Here is a 15,828-nt window from a genome sequence, read left to right on the forward strand (position 1 = left end):
CCCGCGCCGGGAGGGCCTACCGTCGGGCCCATGTCCACGCTCACCCAGAGGCCCGGCGGCCTCCACCGGCTCGGTCAGTGGTGCGCGCGCCACTGGGCCGTGGTGCTCATCGGCTGGCTGGTCGCGCTGGGCGGGCTGCACGGGCTGCAGAACGCCGTCGGCGGCAGCTACTCGGACGACTTCTCGCTGCCCGGAGTGCAGTCGCACACCGGCCAGCAGGTGCTCGCCGCGCACGCCCCGGCCTCCGGCGGTTTCGGCTCGCAGATCGTGCTGCGCGACGCGAGCGGCCCGCTCACCGCCGCGGCCGGACCGATCGGCCAGAGCGTCACCGCGCTGCAACAACTGCCGCACGTGCTCTCCGTGGTGAACCCGCTGCCCGCCCCCGGCGCCCCGCCCACCGGCGCGCTCTCCGCCGACCAGACCATCGGCTACGTCACCGTCCGGTTCGAGGCCAACCCCACGGTCTACGGCACCGGCTACCTGACCGGCGTGGACGCGGCGGTGGCGCCGATGCGGGCGGCCGGCCTCCAGGTCGAGTACGGCGGGCCGCTCGGCGAGCTGGCCCGGCCGCACGCCAAGGACCTGACCAGCGAGGCGATCGGCTTCGCGGTGGCCGTGGTGGTGCTGGTGATCGGCTTCGGCAGCCTGATCGCCGCCGGGCTGCCGCTGCTCAGCGCGCTGCTCGCGGTGATCGTCGGGCTGAGCTGCCTGAGCCTGCTGGCGATCGCCTTCACCTTCGCGAGCGTCTCGCCGACCCTGGCCACCATGATCGGGCTGGGCGTGGGCATCGACTACGCGCTCTTCCTGATCACCAGACACCGCCAACTGCTGATGGACGGGGTCGACCCGACAAGTGCCGCCGGACAGGCGGTGGCCACCAGCGGGCGGGCGGTGGTGGTCTCCGGCTGCACCGTGGTGATCGCGCTGGCCGGGCTCTCGGTCTCCCGGGTGAGCTTCATCGGCAAGCTGGGCGTGGCCGCGATGGTCACCGTGATCACCGCGGTGCTCGGCGCGATCACCCTGGTCCCCGCGCTGCTCGGGCTGATCGGACGGCGGATCGACCGGTTCTGCCTGCGCACCCCGGTGGCGGAGGTCAGCGCGGTCCCCGCCGAGCAGGGCGCCGGCTTCTGGCACCGCTACGCCCGCCGGGTCGAGCGCCGCCCGTGGTGGTTCCTGGCCGGCGGCCTGGTGGTGATCGGGGTGCTGGCGATCCCGCTCTTCTCGATCCGGCTCGGCCACATCGACGACGGCGCCGATCCGATCACCTTCACCGACCGGCGCGCCTTCGACCTGATCTCCGAAGGCTTCGGTCCCGGCGCCAACGGGCCGCTGACCATCGTGGTCGACCAGAGCGCGGTCCCCGCCGCGGACCGCGCCACGCTGCTGACCAACCTTCAGCACTCCCTCACCGGCGTGCCGAACGCGGCCAGCATCAGCCCGCTGCAGCCGACCTCGGACGGGCAGGTGCTGATCGCCACCGCGATCTCCACCAGCGCGCCGCAGGAGGCCGCGACCACCAACCTCTTCAACCACCTCAAGAACACCGCGCTGCCGCAGGGCACCACCGGAACGACCGCCAAGAGCTACCTGACCGGCACCACCGCGGCCCAGCTGGACTTCCTGGAGCTGGTCGCGGCGCGGCTGCCGGGCATCATCGCGGTGGTGGTGGGCCTGGCGTTCATCATCATCCTGGTGGTCTTCCGCGGCCTGCTGGTGGCGGTCAAGGCGGCCGTGCTCAACCTGCTCTCGATCGGGGCCTCGTACGGCGTGGTGGTGGCGGTCTTCCAGTGGGGCTGGGGCGGCCCGGCGCTCGGGGTGAACGGCAAGGTACCGATCGAGAGTTACGTGCCGATGATGATGTTCGCCATCGTCTTCGGCCTGAGCATGGACTACGAGGTCTTCCTGCTCTCCCGGGTGCACGAGGACTGGACCCGGACCCGGAACAGCCGCGACGCCGTGGCGCACGGCCTGGAGATCACCGCCCGGGTGATCACCTGTGCCGCGCTGATCATGGTCAGCGTCTTCGCGGCCTTCATCCTGAGCGACAACATCGTGGTCAAGATGCTGGGCCTGGGCCTGGCCGTCAGCGTGCTGGTCGACGCCACCGTGGTCCGGCTGCTGCTGGTCCCCGCGGTGCTGACGCTGCTGGGTGAGCGCGCCTGGTGGATGCCGCGCCGGCTGGACCGGATGCTGCCGACGGTGAACGTCGAAGGCGACTGACGGCGCGTCAGCGGGCACTCGTACTGTTCGAGCGCCCCCGACGCGCCCCTGTGCGCCGGCACGCGACATGCGGCCGACCCGGGTGATCTTGTCCAGGATGCGCCCATGACGACGTACCCGAACCGCCGCCGCGCCTGGATCCCGCTGCTCCTCGGTGCCGCGCTGGCGCTTTCGCCGCTGGCGCCGACCGCCGCCTTCGGTCGACCGACCGACCCACCCGTCGACGCGGCGGTCTCCCGCTACCTGGCCTCGATCCAGGACCGGCCCGAGGCGCTGGACGCCTTCTTCCGCGACCTTCCCAAGGGCGGCGACCTGCACAACCACCTGTCCGGCGCGGCGAGCACCGAGTTGCTGCTGCAGCTGGCCGTCGAGCAGGGACTGTGCATCGACTCGACCGACACCGCCCAGCAGCCGCCCTGTGCTGCCGGCACCCGGCCGGCCGCCGACACCAGCACCGACCCGGCCTTCCGGCAGGAGGTGATCCGGGCCTGGTCGATGCAGGACTTCGTGCCTGGCGCCGAATCCGGTCACGACCACTTCTTCGCCACCTTCGGCAAGTTCGGTGCCGCCACTTACCCGCACACCGGGCGGCTGCTGGCCGAGGTCGCCAACCGGGCGGCGGAGCAGCACCAGTACTACCTGGAGACCATGATCACGCCGGCCTCGAGCGGCGCGGCCGCGCTCGCGGCCAAGGTCGGCTGGGACCCGGACCTGCCCGCGCTGCGCGACAAGCTGCTGGCCGACCACCAGATCGCCGACCTGGTCACCCAGGCGAGCGGCGACCTGGACCGGATGTTCGCCGAGCAGCGGGATGTCTCGCACTGCGGCACACCCCAGGCCACCCCGGGCTGCGCGCTGCCGATCCGGATCATCTCCCAGGCGAGCCGCGGCACGGCACCCGAGCGGGTCTTCACCCAGTTGCTGCTCGGCATGGAACTCGCCCGCCACGACAACCGGTTCGTCGCCGTCAACCTGGTGCAGCCGGAGGACGGGCCGGTCGCGCTGCGCGACTACGAGCTGCAGATGGGCATGCTGGACTACCTGCACGGCCAGTACCCCGAGGCACACATCACGCTGCACGCGGGCGAGTTGGCCCCCGGCCTGGTCAAGCCCGAGGACCTGCGCTTCCACATCCGCCAGGCCGTGGAGAAGGGCCAGGCGGAGCGGATCGGGCACGGCGTGGACCTCGGCCACGAGGACGACCCGGACGGCCTGCTGCGCACCATGGTGGAGCGCCACGTACTGGTCGAGGTACCGCTGACCAGCAACGCCCAGATCCTCAACGTGATGGGCGCCGACCACCCGTTCCCGCGCTACCTGGCCGCCGGCGTGCCGGTCGCCCTCGCCACCGACGACCAGGGTGTGGAGCGGATCGACATCAGCCACGAGTACCGGCGGGCCGCCGAGACCTACGGCCTGGACTACCGCACGCTCAAGCGGCTGTCCCGCACCTCGATCGAGTACGGCTTCCTGCCCGGCGCCAGCATCTGGCGGGACGGGGACGTGTTCCGGCTCGCTCCCGAGTGTGCCGGGGAGCGGCCGGGCAACCGGCACCCCGGGGCCGACTGCGCGGCGCTGCTGGCGGGCAGCCCGAAGGCGGCCGCGCAGTGGCAGGAGGAGGCCGGCTTCGCCGCCTTCGAGCGCCAGGTGCTCCGGAAGTAACGCGCCCACAGTTGATCTGACGCCTGATCAGACCAGCTCGGCCAGCTCCGCCCGGGAGGCGATGCCGAGCTTCGGGTAGGCCTTGTAGAGGTGGTGGCCCACGGTGCGGGGGCTGAGGAAGAGCTGGGCGGCGATCTCCCGGTTCGACAGCCCCTTCGCCGCGAGCCGGGCGATCTGCTCCTCCTGCGGGGTCAGCCCCGCCAACGGTCCGGCCGGGGCGGCGACCGGGGTGGCCGCCCCGGCCGCACTCAACTCGGCGCGGGCCCGCTCGGCCCACGGCGCGGCGCCCAGCCGCTCGAAGATCTCCAGGGCGGCGCGCAGGCGGGTCCGGGCCTCGCTCTTGCGCCGGTCCCGGCGCAGCCACTCGCCGAACAGCAGGCTGGTGCGTGCGAGTTCGAACGGCCGGTCGGTGGCCGCGTGCAGCTCCAGGGCTGCCAGGTAGCCCGACTCGGCGAGTTCGGCCGGCCCGAGCAGCGCCTGGCAGCGCAGCACCAGCGCCCGGGTCCAGTCCGGTTCGCCGATCCGCCGCGACCAGCTCGCGAACCGCTGGAAGGCCGCCTCGGCCCGCTCGGGGCGGCCCAGCCGGACGGCCGCCTCCACCAGGTCGGGCACGGTGCGGATGGCCGAGACGTGGCTGCGGTACCGGCCGGCGGTGTGCGGCTCCAGGCGGTCCACCACCTCGGCGGCCCGGCCCGCGCCGAGATCGTGCAGGGCCAGCGCCCACCGGCTCCAGGAAGTGCCCGCCGCCGGGGCGCCCCAGGCGGTGGCCTGGTCGGCCAGTGCCTCGCCGACCCGCCGGGCCAGCAGCTCGCCGTCACCGCGCAGCGCCGCCAGGTAGGCGTCCATCGCCGAGAGTTGGCTGATCCACTGCGGTTGCGCGGTGTCCCGGGCGAGGTCCAGCCCCTCGGCCACCGCGAGTTCGGCCTGCCGGTGGCGGCCGTGGAAGAGCTCGGCCTCGGCGAAGAAGAAGAGCAGCGTGGGCAGCAGGCCGAGCGCACCGGCCGCCCGCGCCTCGGCGACCAACTCCTCGGCCAACAGGTGGGTTTCCGCGTCCCGACCGGGGATCAGCGAGGCACCGCAGAGCTGCACCAGCTCGCGCGGACTGTCCGCGCCGGCCGCCCGGGCCAGCGCGGCGACTTCTGGCAGCGGGCGAGCCGGCGGCGCCGACCGGCCGAGCGTCGGACCGGCGGCCGAAATCAGGTACTCGACCAGCGGGGTGGTCGAGTCCGCCGGCGACAGCTCGAGCGCCGCCAGCCGGTCGAGCAGGTCGCCCACCTGCTCCTCCCCCAGGTACCAGGCGGTGTGGAAGGCCTGTAGCAGCAGCCGGGCGGCCAGTGCCGGTTCGATCTCCCGCGCCGCCGCGCCCAGCAGCAGCCGGTGCGCCTCGGGGTAACCGCCGCGCCAGAACTCGGCGGTGGCCCGCACCCAGTCCAACACGGCCAGCGTGAAAGGCTCTTCGGTCAGCTCGGCACCGCGCCGGGCGAGGGCGACGGCCCGTTCCGCCTCCGCCGCGTCCAGCGCCGATTCGGCGGCCAGCACCAGGCAGCGGGTGACCCGCTCGCGATCGGGCGCGAGCTGGGCGGCCCGCTCGTAGGCGGCGGCCGCACCCGCGTGCCCGCCCCGGGCCACCGCCCGGCGGGCGGTGTTCTCCAGTGCCTCGGCCAGCTCGGCGTCCGGCCCGGTGGCGGCCAGCGCCAGGTGCCAACTGCCGCGATCCACCTCGCCGTTCGCCAGCAGCGCGGCGCCCAGTGCCTGATGGGCCGCCAGCTTCCGGTCCAGCGGCGCGCTCTCCAGGATCGCGGCGCGCAGCAGCGGGTGGCGCAGCACGCACCGCCCGTCCGGGGTGCGCCGCAGCAGGTCGGCCCGCTCGGCGGCGGCCAGGTGCTCGGCCCCCGCGCCGAGCATCTCGGCGGCCCGCAGCACGGTGGCCAGTTCGCCGCTCTCCTCGGCGGCGGCCACCAGGAGCAGCGTCCCGGTCGGCGCGGGCAGCCGGGCGACCTGGCCGTGGAAGGCCTGCCTGAGCCGCTCGGTCAGCGCCAACTCGCCGCCCTGGTAGGGCTGGTCTGCGGCCAGCGCGGCGGGCAGCTCGGTCAGCGCGAGTGGATTGCCGCGGGCCTCGGCCAGCACCCGGTAGCGCAGGCCGACCCGGCCGCGACCGTCCTCGCCGGCGCGGGCCGCGAGCAACTCGGCGGCGGCCGAAGGCTCCAGCGGCGCCAACCGCAGCTCGGGCAGCCCGGGCGCGACGAAGGCCCCCTCCCCGTCCCGAGCCGCGAAGAGCAGCAGCACGCCCTCGCGCCCCAGTCGCCGGGCGGCCAGCAGCAGCGCCCCGGCCGAGGAGTGGTCCAGCCACTGCGCGTCGTCCACCAGGCAGAGCAGCGGCCGCTCGGTGGCCAGCTCGGCCAGCAGCCCCAGGGCGGCCAGGCCGGTCAGCAGCCGGTCGGCCGGGCCGCTCACCTCGGCCAGCCCGAACGCCGCCTCCAGGGCCCGGCGTTGCGGCGCCGGCAGGGCCGCGAGCAGCGGCAGGGCGGGGCCGAGCAGCAGGTGCAGTCCGGCGAACGGCAGGTCGGCCTCGTACTCGACACCGGTCGCCCGCAGCACCTCGAAGTCGGCGCCCGCCCGCTCGGCCGCGTACTCCAGCAGCGCGCTCTTGCCGATTCCCGGCTCCCCGCGCAGCACCAGCGCCCCGCTGCGTCCCTCGCCCGCCGCTGCCAGCAACTCGCCGACCGCGGCCTGCTCCCCCGCCCGTCCGTACAGCATGGGTCGACCCTACCTATGCGTGACCGATTCGGCCCGTGCGTATCCCGCCTACCGTCTTGACCTGCCGGAACAAACCGCAGAACACAGGATGGGAACGGAAGATGACGAACCTTCAGCAGCTGGCCGAGCAGTACATCGCCACCTGGAACGAGACCGACGCGGCCGCCCGACGCAAGCTGATCGACACCTGCTGGGCCGCCGACGCGAGCTACACCGACCCGCTGGCCGAGGTCGCGGGGCGGGACGGGGTGGACGCCGTGATCGGCGCCGTCCAGGCCCAGTTCCCCGGCCTGGTCTTCACCCTCGGGGCGGTCGACGCCCACCACGACCTGGCCCGGTTCACCTGGGACCTCGGCCCGGCGGGCGCCGAGCCGCTGGTCGTCGGCTTCGACGTGCTGGTGGCCACCGAGGACGGCCTGATCGGCGCGGTGCACGGCTTCCTCGACAAGGTCCCCTCCCTCTGAACCCCCGGGGCGCCGGCGGCCGGACCCCGCCGGCGCCCCTTTCCCGATTTTCCCGAAGGAGCAGTCCGCCATGGCCACCACCCTTGCCCCCGCCCCGATCGCCACCGAGCAGCCCCGCCCGCCGCGCGGCCTGCTGCCCGTCGTGCTCACCGCGACCTTCGTGACCTCGCTCGACTTCTTCGTCGTCAACGTCGCCATCCCCTCGCTGCAGAGCCAGTTGCACGCCGGCCCGGCCGGTGTGCAGTGGGTGGTGGCGGGCTTCGGCCTGGCGCTGGCGGCCGCACTGGTGCCAGCCGGCCGGCTCGGGGACCGGTTCGGGCGCCGCCGGGTCTTCGCGCTCGGGCTGCTGCTCTTCACCCTCGCCTCGGCCGCCTGCGGCCTGGCCCCGAGCACCGGGACCCTGGTCGCGGGCCGGGTGGTGCAGGGTCTGGCCGCCGCGCTGATGGGCCCGCAGGTGCTGGCCATCCTGCGGGACAGCTACACCGGCCCCGCGCAGGCCAGGGCCTTCGGCCGGTACGCGCTCTCGATGGGCGTCGGCGCGGTGCTCGGCCAGCTGATCGGCGGCCTGCTGATCAGGGCCGACCTCCTCGGCCTCGGCTGGCGCAGCTGCTTCCTGATCAACGTGCCGGTCGGCCTGGTCACCCTGGCCCTGGTCAAGCGCTGTGTGCCGGAGTCCCGGGCGCCCGGGAGGACCGGCCTGGACCTGCCCGGCAGCGCCCTGGTCACCAGCGCGCTGACCGCCCTGGTGCTGCCGCTGATCCAGGGCCCGTCGCAGGGCTGGCCGCTGTGGACCTGGCTCTGCCTGGCCGGCTCGGCCGTCCTCTTCACGCTGTTCGCCCTGCACCAGTCCCGGATCGCCGCCCACCCGGTGCTCGACCCCCGGCTGCTGCGCGAGCCCGGCTTCACCGTCGGCGTGCTCGCCCAACTCGCCTTCAACCTGGGCCAGGCCTCCTTCTTCCTGGTGCTCGCGATCTACCTGCAGCAGGGCAGGGGGTTGGACGCACTCGGCTCCGGGCTGCTCTTCGTCTCGATCGGCGGCGGCTACCTGCTCACCTCGCTCAGCGCGCACCGCGTGGCCGCCCGGCTCGGCCGGCACGCCGTCGCGCTGGGCACCGTGGGCATGGCCGCGGGCCTGGGCGTGCTCGCGCTGACCGCGCAGCTGGTCGGCACCAGCGGCAGCGCCTGGTGCCTGGCGCCCGGCATGTTCCTGGACGGGCTCGGCATGGGCCTGGTGATCGGCCCGCTGACCGGCGGGGTGCTCGGGGCGGTCCGGCCGCAGCTGGTCGGCTCGGCGGCCGGGGTGGTGGCCACCACCCCGCAGATCGGCAACGCGCTGGGCGTCGCACTGCTCGGCAACCTCTTCTACGGCGCGCTCCAGCACGGCTACACCCACGCCTTCGGCCTGAGCATGCTGGTCCTGGCCGGACTGGAACTCGCGGTGGCCGCGCTCTCCCGGCTGCTGCCGCGGAACTGACACCCCACTGCCGGATCCCCGCCCTGCCGTGCCAGAGTGACTCGGATGAGTAGCGAGAAGAACGACGTGCCCGCCTGGGAGCAGCGCTTCCGGGCGGCACGGGTCTCACTTCCCGACTGGGCGGATGACGCCCCGGAGCGTTCGCTGTACGTCTCGAACGCGGCCGGCAGCTATGAGGTCTACGCCTGGGACCGGGCGGCCGACACCCACCGGCAGGTCACCGATCGTCCCAGCGGCACCACCGACGCGGCACTCTCCCCCGACGGCGCCTGGATCTGGTGGTTCGACGACACCGACGGCGACGAGTTCGGCGTCTGGCGCCGCCAGCCCTTCGCGGGCGGCCCGGACGAGGAGGCCGTGCCCGGCCTGGCCCCGGCCTACGACGCGGGCCTGGCGCTGGGCCGGGACGGCACCGTGGTGGTCGGCCGCTCCACCGACGAGGACGGCACCACCCTGCACCTGCTGCGCCCCGGCGCGAGCGAGCCGGTGGAGATCTACCGGCACGCCGAGTACGGCGGGGTCGGCGACCTCTCCCACGACTGCGCGCTGCTGGCCATCGAGCACACCGAGCACGGCGACGCCATGCACAGCGCGATCCGGGTGGTTCGGACCTCCGACGGCGCGACGGTCGCCGAGCTCGACGAGGTGACCGGTCGCCAGGAGCCGCGCGGGCTGGCCTGCCTGGGCTTCGCCCCGGTGGCCGGGGACAACCGGCTGCTGGTCGCCCACCAGCGCCGCGGCCGCTGGGAGCCGATGATCTGGGACCCGCTGACCGGCGCCGAGAGCGAGCCGGCGCTGCACACCGAGGACGGGCAGCCGCTGCCCGGCGACGTCTCGGCGCAGTGGCGCCCGGACGCGCGGGCGCTGCTGGTGGAGCACGAGTTCGAGGCCCGCAGCGAGCTGTTCGGCCACGACCTGGCGACCGGCGTGCTGACCCGGCTTCAGACCCCGCGCGGCACGGTGGCCGGCGCCACCGCCCGCCCCGACGGCACCGTCGAGTTCCTCTGGTCCTCGGCGGCCGAGCCCTCGGTGGTCCGCTCCACGGCCGGCTCGGTGGTGCTGCGGGCGGCCGGCGGCACACCGCCGCGTTCGGTGCCGGTGGAGGACGTCTGGGTGGACGGGCCCGGCGGACGGGTGCACGCGCTGGTCCAACGCCCGGCCGGCCCCGGCCCGTACCCGACCCTCTTCGAGGTGCACGGCGGCCCGACCCACCACGACAGCGACTCGTTCGCCGCCGGACCCGCCGCCTGGCTGGACCACGGCTTCGCGGTGGTCCGGGTCAACTACCGCGGCTCCACCGGCTACGGCCAGGCCTGGACGGACGCGCTGCGCGAGCGGGTCGGCCTGATCGAGCTGGAGGACATCGGTGCGGTGCGGGCCTGGGCGGTGGCCTCGGGGCTGGCCGATCCGGAGCGGCTGGTGCTCTCCGGCGGCTCCTGGGGCGGCTACCTGACCCTGCTCGGTCTCGGCACCCAGCCCGACGACTGGTCGCTGGGCCTGGCGGCCGTCCCGGTCGCGGACTACTTCACCGCGTACGCGGACGAGATGGAGGCGCTCAAGTCGCTGGACCGCACGCTCTTCGGCGGCACTCCCGAGGAGGTGCCCGAACGCTACCGGGCCTCCTCGCCGCTCAGTCACGTGGAGCGGGTGCGGGTGCCGGTCTACCTCAGCGCCGGGCTGAACGACCCGCGCTGCCCGATCCAGCAGATCGAGAACTACGTGGCCCGGCTCGCGCAGCTCGGCGTCCCGCACGAGGTGTACCGCTACGACGCCGGGCACGGCTCGCTGGTGGTGGAGGAGCGGATCAAGCAGCTGCGGCTGGAGCTGGACTTCGCCCGGCGGCACCTCAAGCCGTGAGCCGCTGACGGCAGGTCAGTCCAGGGCCGGGACCAGCCCGAGCTCCCGGTCCTGGACCGCCTCCGCCTCGCGGCGGGCCAGTCGGAACCACATGAAGACGACGAACCCGGCGAAGACGAACCACTCCAGCGTGTACCCGAGGTTCTGGAAGGCGCGCGCGTCCAGGCCGTTGCCGCCGTCGGGCTGGGTGGTCGGCACGGCGGTCAGGCCGGCCGGCACGCCGTCGGCGGCCACCCAGCCGTCGTACACCGGGTACGGCAGCAGGTTGACCAGGGTGGCCGGGCTGATCATGCCCAGCTGCCCGACCGGCAGGCCGCCGTTGACCGCGCCGCCGGTGTCCGTGGTCTCCGAGGCCTGCAGCCGGCCCACGACGGTGACCTCACCGGTCGGCGGGGCGGGCAGCGCGGCACCCGGCGAGCCGGGGAGCCAGCCGCGCACCACCGCCACCGCCCGGCCCGAGCCGGTGCGCAGCGGGGTGAGCACGTAGTAGCCCTGACGTCCGTCCACGGTGCGGTCGGGGACCAGCAGCTGGTGGGCGGCGTCGTACTGCCCGGCGGCGGCCACCTCGCGGCCCAGGCTGTTGGTGCCGACCTGCGCGGTCGGCCCGCCCAGCACCGTGTCCAGCGCTCCGGCCGGCTGCGGGGCCCCGCCGGGGCTGGTCGGGGCGGCGGCGGGGTGGCTGGCGACCCGGCCCTCGAAACGGCTCAGCTGCCAGGAGCCCAGCCAGAGGCAGACCGCGATGGCGAGGATCGCGAGCACGGTGCCGCCGAGCCAGCGCGCGGTCAGGAGGAATCGGTACACATCCATCACGGTAACCAGCGATTGCGGACCGCCGACCACGGCCCCCCGCTCGGGGGTGTCAGGGGCGCTCGCGGGCGGCCCAGGTCCTGTCCGGTCGATCTTGGCGCCCGGCAAGATCGACCGGACAGGACCTACCCGGCGGCCTCCGGGGCGCCGCGGTAGAGCGTGCCACCGCCGCAGACGCCGGTGATGCTGGTGCCGGCGGCGTCCGGGGCGGTGCCGAGCGGGCGGTAGCCGAGCTGCACGGCGGCCGGGGTGGGGGTCGTCGTGGGACTGCCGGTCGCGGTCGGTGTCGGGCTGAGCGTCGCCGCCACCGAGGCTGGACCGCCATCGGCCAGCGGGCTCTGGTCGCCGCCGGCCGCGACCCGGTCCGCGGCCGCACCCGCCGGTGCGGCGCCCGCCGCCGAACCGCCCCCGGCCGGGGCACCGGCCGGGCCGGCGCCGCCGCTCGAGGGGCTCGCGCCCCCGCTCGCCGCCGGCGTGGCGGCACTCGCGCTGGGGCTGGCGGGCGGGCTCTGCCCGCCGCCGGCCGCGGGACCGTTCGCCGGGCAGGGCGCGTCCGGCAGGAAGGCGAACCGCACCCGGTAGCCGGCCCCCGGCCCCAGCAGCAGCTCGCCGGTCGCGCTCGCCGGGTCCGGCAGGTTGGTGGCCGGGTCACCGGTCGTGTGCGCGAGCACCCGCACCGTCCCGCCGCCACTGCCGCCGATCACCGCGCTGATCGTCCCGGGATCGGTCAGCGCGCAGGGGTACCCGGAGACGTTGGCCACCGTGAACGCGCCGTACACCCACCCTGCGGCGTCGGGCGCGCTCACCGTCGCCTGGCCGCCGCCGAGGTCCCCTCGCCCGCAGGCGGGGTGCACGACCGCCGTCGCGGTCACGCCGCTCGCCGCCGCGCCCGCCGTGGCGCCCTGGGCGGACGCGCTGGGGCTGCCGCCGACCGGCGCGCTCGCGGTGCCGCTGGGGCTGCCGCTCGCCGCGCCGGCGCTCGCGTCGGGCACCGGAAGCGGAACGACCGACCGCGCGCCCCCGGGGCGCGCCGTGGCGCTGAGCCAACCTCCGGAGGTGGCACCGGGGGTGGCACCCGGGGTGACCGCCGAGCCGTCCGAGAGCTGCAGGGCGCCCAGACCGCGCAGGGTCGGCACGGCGGCCGCCGAGACCATCGCGATCAGCATCGCTCCGGTCCACGCCTGCCGGTGCCGGACCCGTCGGGCCGGAATCGCCCGCCGGATCCGGGGCAGCGCTTCGGCATCGGGCTGCAGGCCGTCCACCGCGCGGTGCAGCAGCGCGCGCAGCGCCTGCTCCTCACCCGAGGTCGGCTCCCGATCCGCCGACCCACTCCCGGCCGACCCACTCCCGGCCGACGCGTTCGCAGCCGACGCGTTCGCAGCCGACGCACCGCCGGTCGGCCCGACCGGGCTCCGGCGGCCGAACTGATCCTCAGTCATGACTGCTCCCCATCAGCACCCGCAGCGCCGCCAATCCGCGTGAGCCGTACGCCTTCACCGCACCCACCGAGATTCCGAGCAGCTCGGCCACCTGGGCCTCCGTCATGTCGGCGTAGTAGCGAAGCACCAGGACCTCGCGCTGACGCCTTTGCAAACCTTGCAAGGCCGCTTTCAGCTGGTCACGTTCGAGAGCATCGTAGGCTCCCTCTTCTGCACTGGCCATGTCAGGCATGGGCTTGGGCAGCAGTCGCATGCCGAGCAACCGCCGACGCAGCGTGCTGCGCGACAGGTTGACCACGGTCTGCCGCAGGTAGGCGAGGATCTTCTCCGGCTCGCGCACCCGCTTCCGGGCCGAGTGCACCCGGATGAAGGCCTCCTGCACCACGTCCTCGCAGCTGGACCGGTCGTCCAGCAGCAGCGCGGCGAGCCGCAGCAGCGCGCGGTAGTGGGCCTGATAGGTGGTCGTGAGCAGGTCGACGCTGGCGCCGACCGTGTCGGTGGCGGCGGTGGTCATCGCTGACTCAACCGGCTGCCGCACGGCGCCCCGCGGCATCCGCACGGTCGGTGCCGCCACTATCACTGCCAGGTCTGTCACGACCGTTGGACACTCGATCCCCCCTCAGGGTTGCCCCGTTCGGCGGACATTCTTCCGCAAAGAGATGAGCTCCCTCCACCGAGGAGGGAGCTCAGGTCCGATCGAAAGGTCGAGTCGGCCTCAGCCGATCAGCTCACCGGCCACCAGTTCGCCGATCTGGGCCGTGTTCAGCGCCGCGCCCTTGCGCAGGTTGTCGCCGCAGAGGAACAGGTCCAGCGCCGTCGGGTCGTCGATCGAGCGGCGCACCCGGCCGACCCAGGTGGGGTCGGTGCCGACCACGTCGTTCGGGGTCGGGAACTCGCCGGCCGCCGGGTTGTCGTAGAGCACCACCCCGGGGGCCCGGGCCAGGATCTCCTGCGCCCGCGCCTGCGTCACCTCGCGCTCGAAGACCGCGTGCACCGCCAGCGAGTGCGTGGTGATCACCGGGATCCGCACGCAGGTCGCCGCCACCCGCAGGTGCGGCAGCCCGAGGATCTTGCGGCTCTCGTTGCGGACCTTCAGCTCCTCGGAGGACCAGCCGTCCTCCTGCAGCGAACCCGCCCACGGCACCGCGTTGAGCACCAGCGGCACCTGGAAAGGACCGCTGTCGCCGATCAGCGCCCGCAGGTCGCCCGGCTGCTCGCCGGCCGCCGTCCCCGCCACCTTCACGGTCTGCTCGCGCAGCGCGTCGATCCCGGCCTGGCCGGCCCCGGAGGCCGCCTGGTAGGAGGCGACCACCAGCTCGCTCAGGCCGAACTCCGAGTGCAGCGCGCCGAGCGCCACGATCATCGAGAGCGTCGTGCAGTTGGGGTTGGCGATGATCCCGCGCGGGCGGATCCGGGCGGCGGCCGCGTTGACCTCGGGGACCACCAGCGGCACGTCCTCGGCCATCCGGAACGCACCGGAGTTGTCGACCACCACGGCGCCCTTGGCCGCCGCGATCGGCGCCCACTGCGCGGAGACCTCGTCGGGCACGTCGAACATCGCGACGTCGATGCCCTCGAAGGCCTCCTCGCTGAGCGCGACCACCGGCACCTGCTCACCGCGCACGGTCAGCCGGCGGCCGGCCGAGCGCGCGGAGGCGATCAGCCGGATCTCGCCCCAGATGTCCGCTCGGGCGGAGAGGATGCCGAGCAGCACGGTCCCGACCGCACCGGTGGCACCGACCACCGCGAGGTTGGGCCGACCGCTGCGTTCCTCCCCGCCGCCGGTCATCGTCCGGTCCCGCCGTAGACGACCGCCTCGTCGGTCTCGCTGTCCAGGCCGAAGGCGCTGTGCACGGCGCGGACCGCCTCGTTGACGTCGTCGGCCCGGGTGACCACCGAGATCCGGATCTCCGAGGTGGAGATCAGCTCGATGTTGACGCCGGCCTCGGAGAGCGCCTCGAAGAAGGTCGCGGTGACCCCCGGGTTGGACCGCATGCCGGCGCCGACCAGGGAGATCTTGCCGATCGCGTCGTCGTAGCGGAGCGACTCGTAGCCGATGCCCTCCTTGACCCGGCCGAGCGCGTCGATGGCCTTCTGGCCCTCGGTCTTCGGCAGGGTGAAGGAGATGTCGGTCAGCCCGGTGGAGGCGGCGGAGACGTTCTGCACGACCATGTCGATGTTGACCTCGGCGTCCGCGATGGCGCGGAAGATCCGGGCCGCCTCACCCGGCTTGTCCGGCACACCGACGACCGTGACCTTGGCCTCGGACGTGTCGTGGGCGACTCCGGAGATGATGGCCTGCTCCATCTCGCCCCCTTCGGGCTTGTTCGGGTTGGTGTTGCTGACGATGGTCCCCGGCAAACCGGAGAAGGACGATCGTACGTGGATCGGGATGTTGTAGCGCCGCGCGTACTCCACACAGCGGTCCAGCAGCACCTTGGACCCGGAGGACGCCAGCTCCAGCATGTCCTCGTAGGCGATCCAGTCGATCTTGCGGGCCTTCGTCACCACCCGCGGGTCGGCGGTGAAGACGCCGTCCACATCGGTGTAGATCTCGCAGATCTGGGCCTTGAGCGCGGCGGCCAGCGCGACCGCGGTCGTGTCGGACCCACCTCGACCCAGGGTAGTGATGTCCTTGCTCACCTGGGAGACGCCCTGGAAACCGGCCACGATCGCGATGTTGCCCTCGTCCAGGGCGGAGCGGATCCGGCCCGGCGTGACGTCGATGATGCGCGCCTTGTTGTGGACCTGGTCGGTGATCACGCCGGCCTGGCTGCCGGTGAAGGACTGGGCCTCATGTCCCAGCGCCCTGATCGCCATCGCCAGCAGGGCCATGGAGATCCGCTCGCCGGCGGTCAGCAGCATGTCGAACTCGCGACCGGCCGGAATGGGGGATACCTGCTCGGCGAGTTCGATCAGCTCGTCCGTCGTGTCGCCCATCGCGGACACCACGACGACGACCTCATGGCCGGCCTTCTTGGTGTCGACGATTCGACGGGCCACGCGCTTGATGCCCTCGGCATCCGCAACGGATGAGCCGCCGTACTTCTGCACGACAAGGCCCACGTGCGCTCCTCGACTAAGTCGTCTTCGGGGGGTGGTACCCGACGCGGGGTGGCGCCGTCCGGTCCCCCCAGACCCCCTCTGC

At 74.0% G+C, this 15,828-nt stretch carries 11 protein-coding genes; 5 read left to right on the top strand and 6 right to left on the bottom strand.

Translation table 11 applies throughout. The features are described from left to right. Window positions 1-30 precede the first annotated feature (30 nt). The gene (locus ABH937_RS16820) at window positions 31-2,220 is read left to right on the top strand and encodes an MMPL family transporter (protein ID WP_370218661.1); all 2,190 of its coding nucleotides are present in this window, start codon (window positions 31-33) and stop codon (window positions 2,218-2,220) included. Between the two features lie 105 nt (window positions 2,221-2,325). Beyond that, on the top strand, window positions 2,326-3,882 hold the full coding sequence (locus ABH937_RS16825; RefSeq protein WP_370218662.1) for an adenosine deaminase: 1,557 nt from the start codon (window positions 2,326-2,328) through the stop codon (window positions 3,880-3,882). Between the two features lie 27 nt (window positions 3,883-3,909). On the opposite strand, the gene ABH937_RS16830 is transcribed toward ABH937_RS16825, so the two are convergent. Next, window positions 3,910-6,639, bottom strand: a complete 2,730-nt coding sequence (locus ABH937_RS16830) for an AAA family ATPase (protein WP_370218663.1) — start codon at window positions 6,637-6,639, stop codon at window positions 3,910-3,912. Window positions 6,640-6,740: 101 nt separating this feature from the next. Here ABH937_RS16830 and ABH937_RS16835 point away from each other — a divergent pair, with 101 nt between their 5' ends. The 3 genes from ABH937_RS16835 (at window position 6,741) to ABH937_RS16845 (ending at window position 10,434) form a co-directional block, all read left to right on the top strand. Then, the gene (locus ABH937_RS16835) at window positions 6,741-7,103 is read left to right on the top strand and encodes a nuclear transport factor 2 family protein (protein ID WP_280690954.1); all 363 of its coding nucleotides are present in this window, start codon (window positions 6,741-6,743) and stop codon (window positions 7,101-7,103) included. Window positions 7,104-7,173: 70 nt separating this feature from the next. Further along, window positions 7,174-8,577 (top strand): MFS transporter, encoded by a 1,404-nt coding sequence (locus ABH937_RS16840; RefSeq protein WP_370218664.1) that lies wholly within the window; start codon window positions 7,174-7,176, stop codon window positions 8,575-8,577. Between the two features lie 45 nt (window positions 8,578-8,622). Then, on the top strand, window positions 8,623-10,434 hold the full coding sequence (locus ABH937_RS16845) for a prolyl oligopeptidase family serine peptidase (protein WP_370218665.1): 1,812 nt from the start codon (window positions 8,623-8,625) through the stop codon (window positions 10,432-10,434). 15 nt (window positions 10,435-10,449) lie between these two features. Here ABH937_RS16845 and ABH937_RS16850 read toward each other — a convergent pair whose 3' ends face one another. The 5 genes from ABH937_RS16850 to ABH937_RS16870 form a co-directional block, all read right to left on the bottom strand. Further along, window positions 10,450-11,235, bottom strand: coding sequence for an SURF1 family protein (locus ABH937_RS16850; protein WP_280690959.1), 786 nt, complete (start codon window positions 11,233-11,235; stop codon window positions 10,450-10,452). A gap of 131 nt (window positions 11,236-11,366) precedes the next feature. After that, window positions 11,367-12,680, bottom strand: a complete 1,314-nt coding sequence (locus ABH937_RS16855; protein WP_370218666.1) for a hypothetical protein — start codon at window positions 12,678-12,680, stop codon at window positions 11,367-11,369. After that, the gene (locus ABH937_RS16860) at window positions 12,673-13,194 is read right to left on the bottom strand and encodes a SigE family RNA polymerase sigma factor (RefSeq protein ID WP_280690963.1); all 522 of its coding nucleotides are present in this window, start codon (window positions 13,192-13,194) and stop codon (window positions 12,673-12,675) included. Before ABH937_RS16860 ends, ABH937_RS16855 begins: the two co-directional genes overlap by 8 nt. Before the next feature lie 201 nt (window positions 13,195-13,395). Next, complete coding sequence (locus ABH937_RS16865) at window positions 13,396-14,469, bottom strand: aspartate-semialdehyde dehydrogenase (protein ID WP_370218667.1); 1,074 nt, start codon at window positions 14,467-14,469, stop codon at window positions 13,396-13,398. Continuing rightward, the gene (locus ABH937_RS16870; RefSeq protein ID WP_370218668.1) at window positions 14,466-15,746 is read right to left on the bottom strand and encodes an aspartate kinase; all 1,281 of its coding nucleotides are present in this window, start codon (window positions 15,744-15,746) and stop codon (window positions 14,466-14,468) included. Before ABH937_RS16870 ends, ABH937_RS16865 begins: the two co-directional genes overlap by 4 nt. Window positions 15,747-15,828: the final 82 nt, after the last annotated feature.

The organism is Kitasatospora sp. GAS1066B (assembly GCF_041262605.1).
Taxonomy (GTDB): Bacteria; Actinomycetota; Actinomycetes; order Streptomycetales; family Streptomycetaceae; genus Kitasatospora.

Bases quoted from the DNA above. Each gene is read 5' to 3' on its own strand.
- ABH937_RS16820 (WP_370218661.1), top strand. From the start codon at position 31: ATGTCCACGCTCACCCAGAGGCCCGGCGGCCTCCACCGGCTCGGTCAG.
- ABH937_RS16825 (WP_370218662.1), top strand. From the start codon at position 2,326: ATGACGACGTACCCGAACCGCCGCCGCGCCTGGATCCCGCTGCTCCTC.
- ABH937_RS16830 (WP_370218663.1), bottom strand. From the start codon at position 6,639: ATGCTGTACGGACGGGCGGGGGAGCAGGCCGCGGTCGGCGAGTTGCTG.
- ABH937_RS16835 (WP_280690954.1), top strand. From the start codon at position 6,741: ATGACGAACCTTCAGCAGCTGGCCGAGCAGTACATCGCCACCTGGAAC.
- ABH937_RS16840 (WP_370218664.1), top strand. From the start codon at position 7,174: ATGGCCACCACCCTTGCCCCCGCCCCGATCGCCACCGAGCAGCCCCGC.
- ABH937_RS16845 (WP_370218665.1), top strand. From the start codon at position 8,623: ATGAGTAGCGAGAAGAACGACGTGCCCGCCTGGGAGCAGCGCTTCCGG.
- ABH937_RS16855 (WP_370218666.1), bottom strand. From the start codon at position 12,680: ATGACTGAGGATCAGTTCGGCCGCCGGAGCCCGGTCGGGCCGACCGGC.
- ABH937_RS16860 (WP_280690963.1), bottom strand. From the start codon at position 13,194: ATGACCACCGCCGCCACCGACACGGTCGGCGCCAGCGTCGACCTGCTC.
- ABH937_RS16865 (WP_370218667.1), bottom strand. From the start codon at position 14,469: ATGACCGGCGGCGGGGAGGAACGCAGCGGTCGGCCCAACCTCGCGGTG.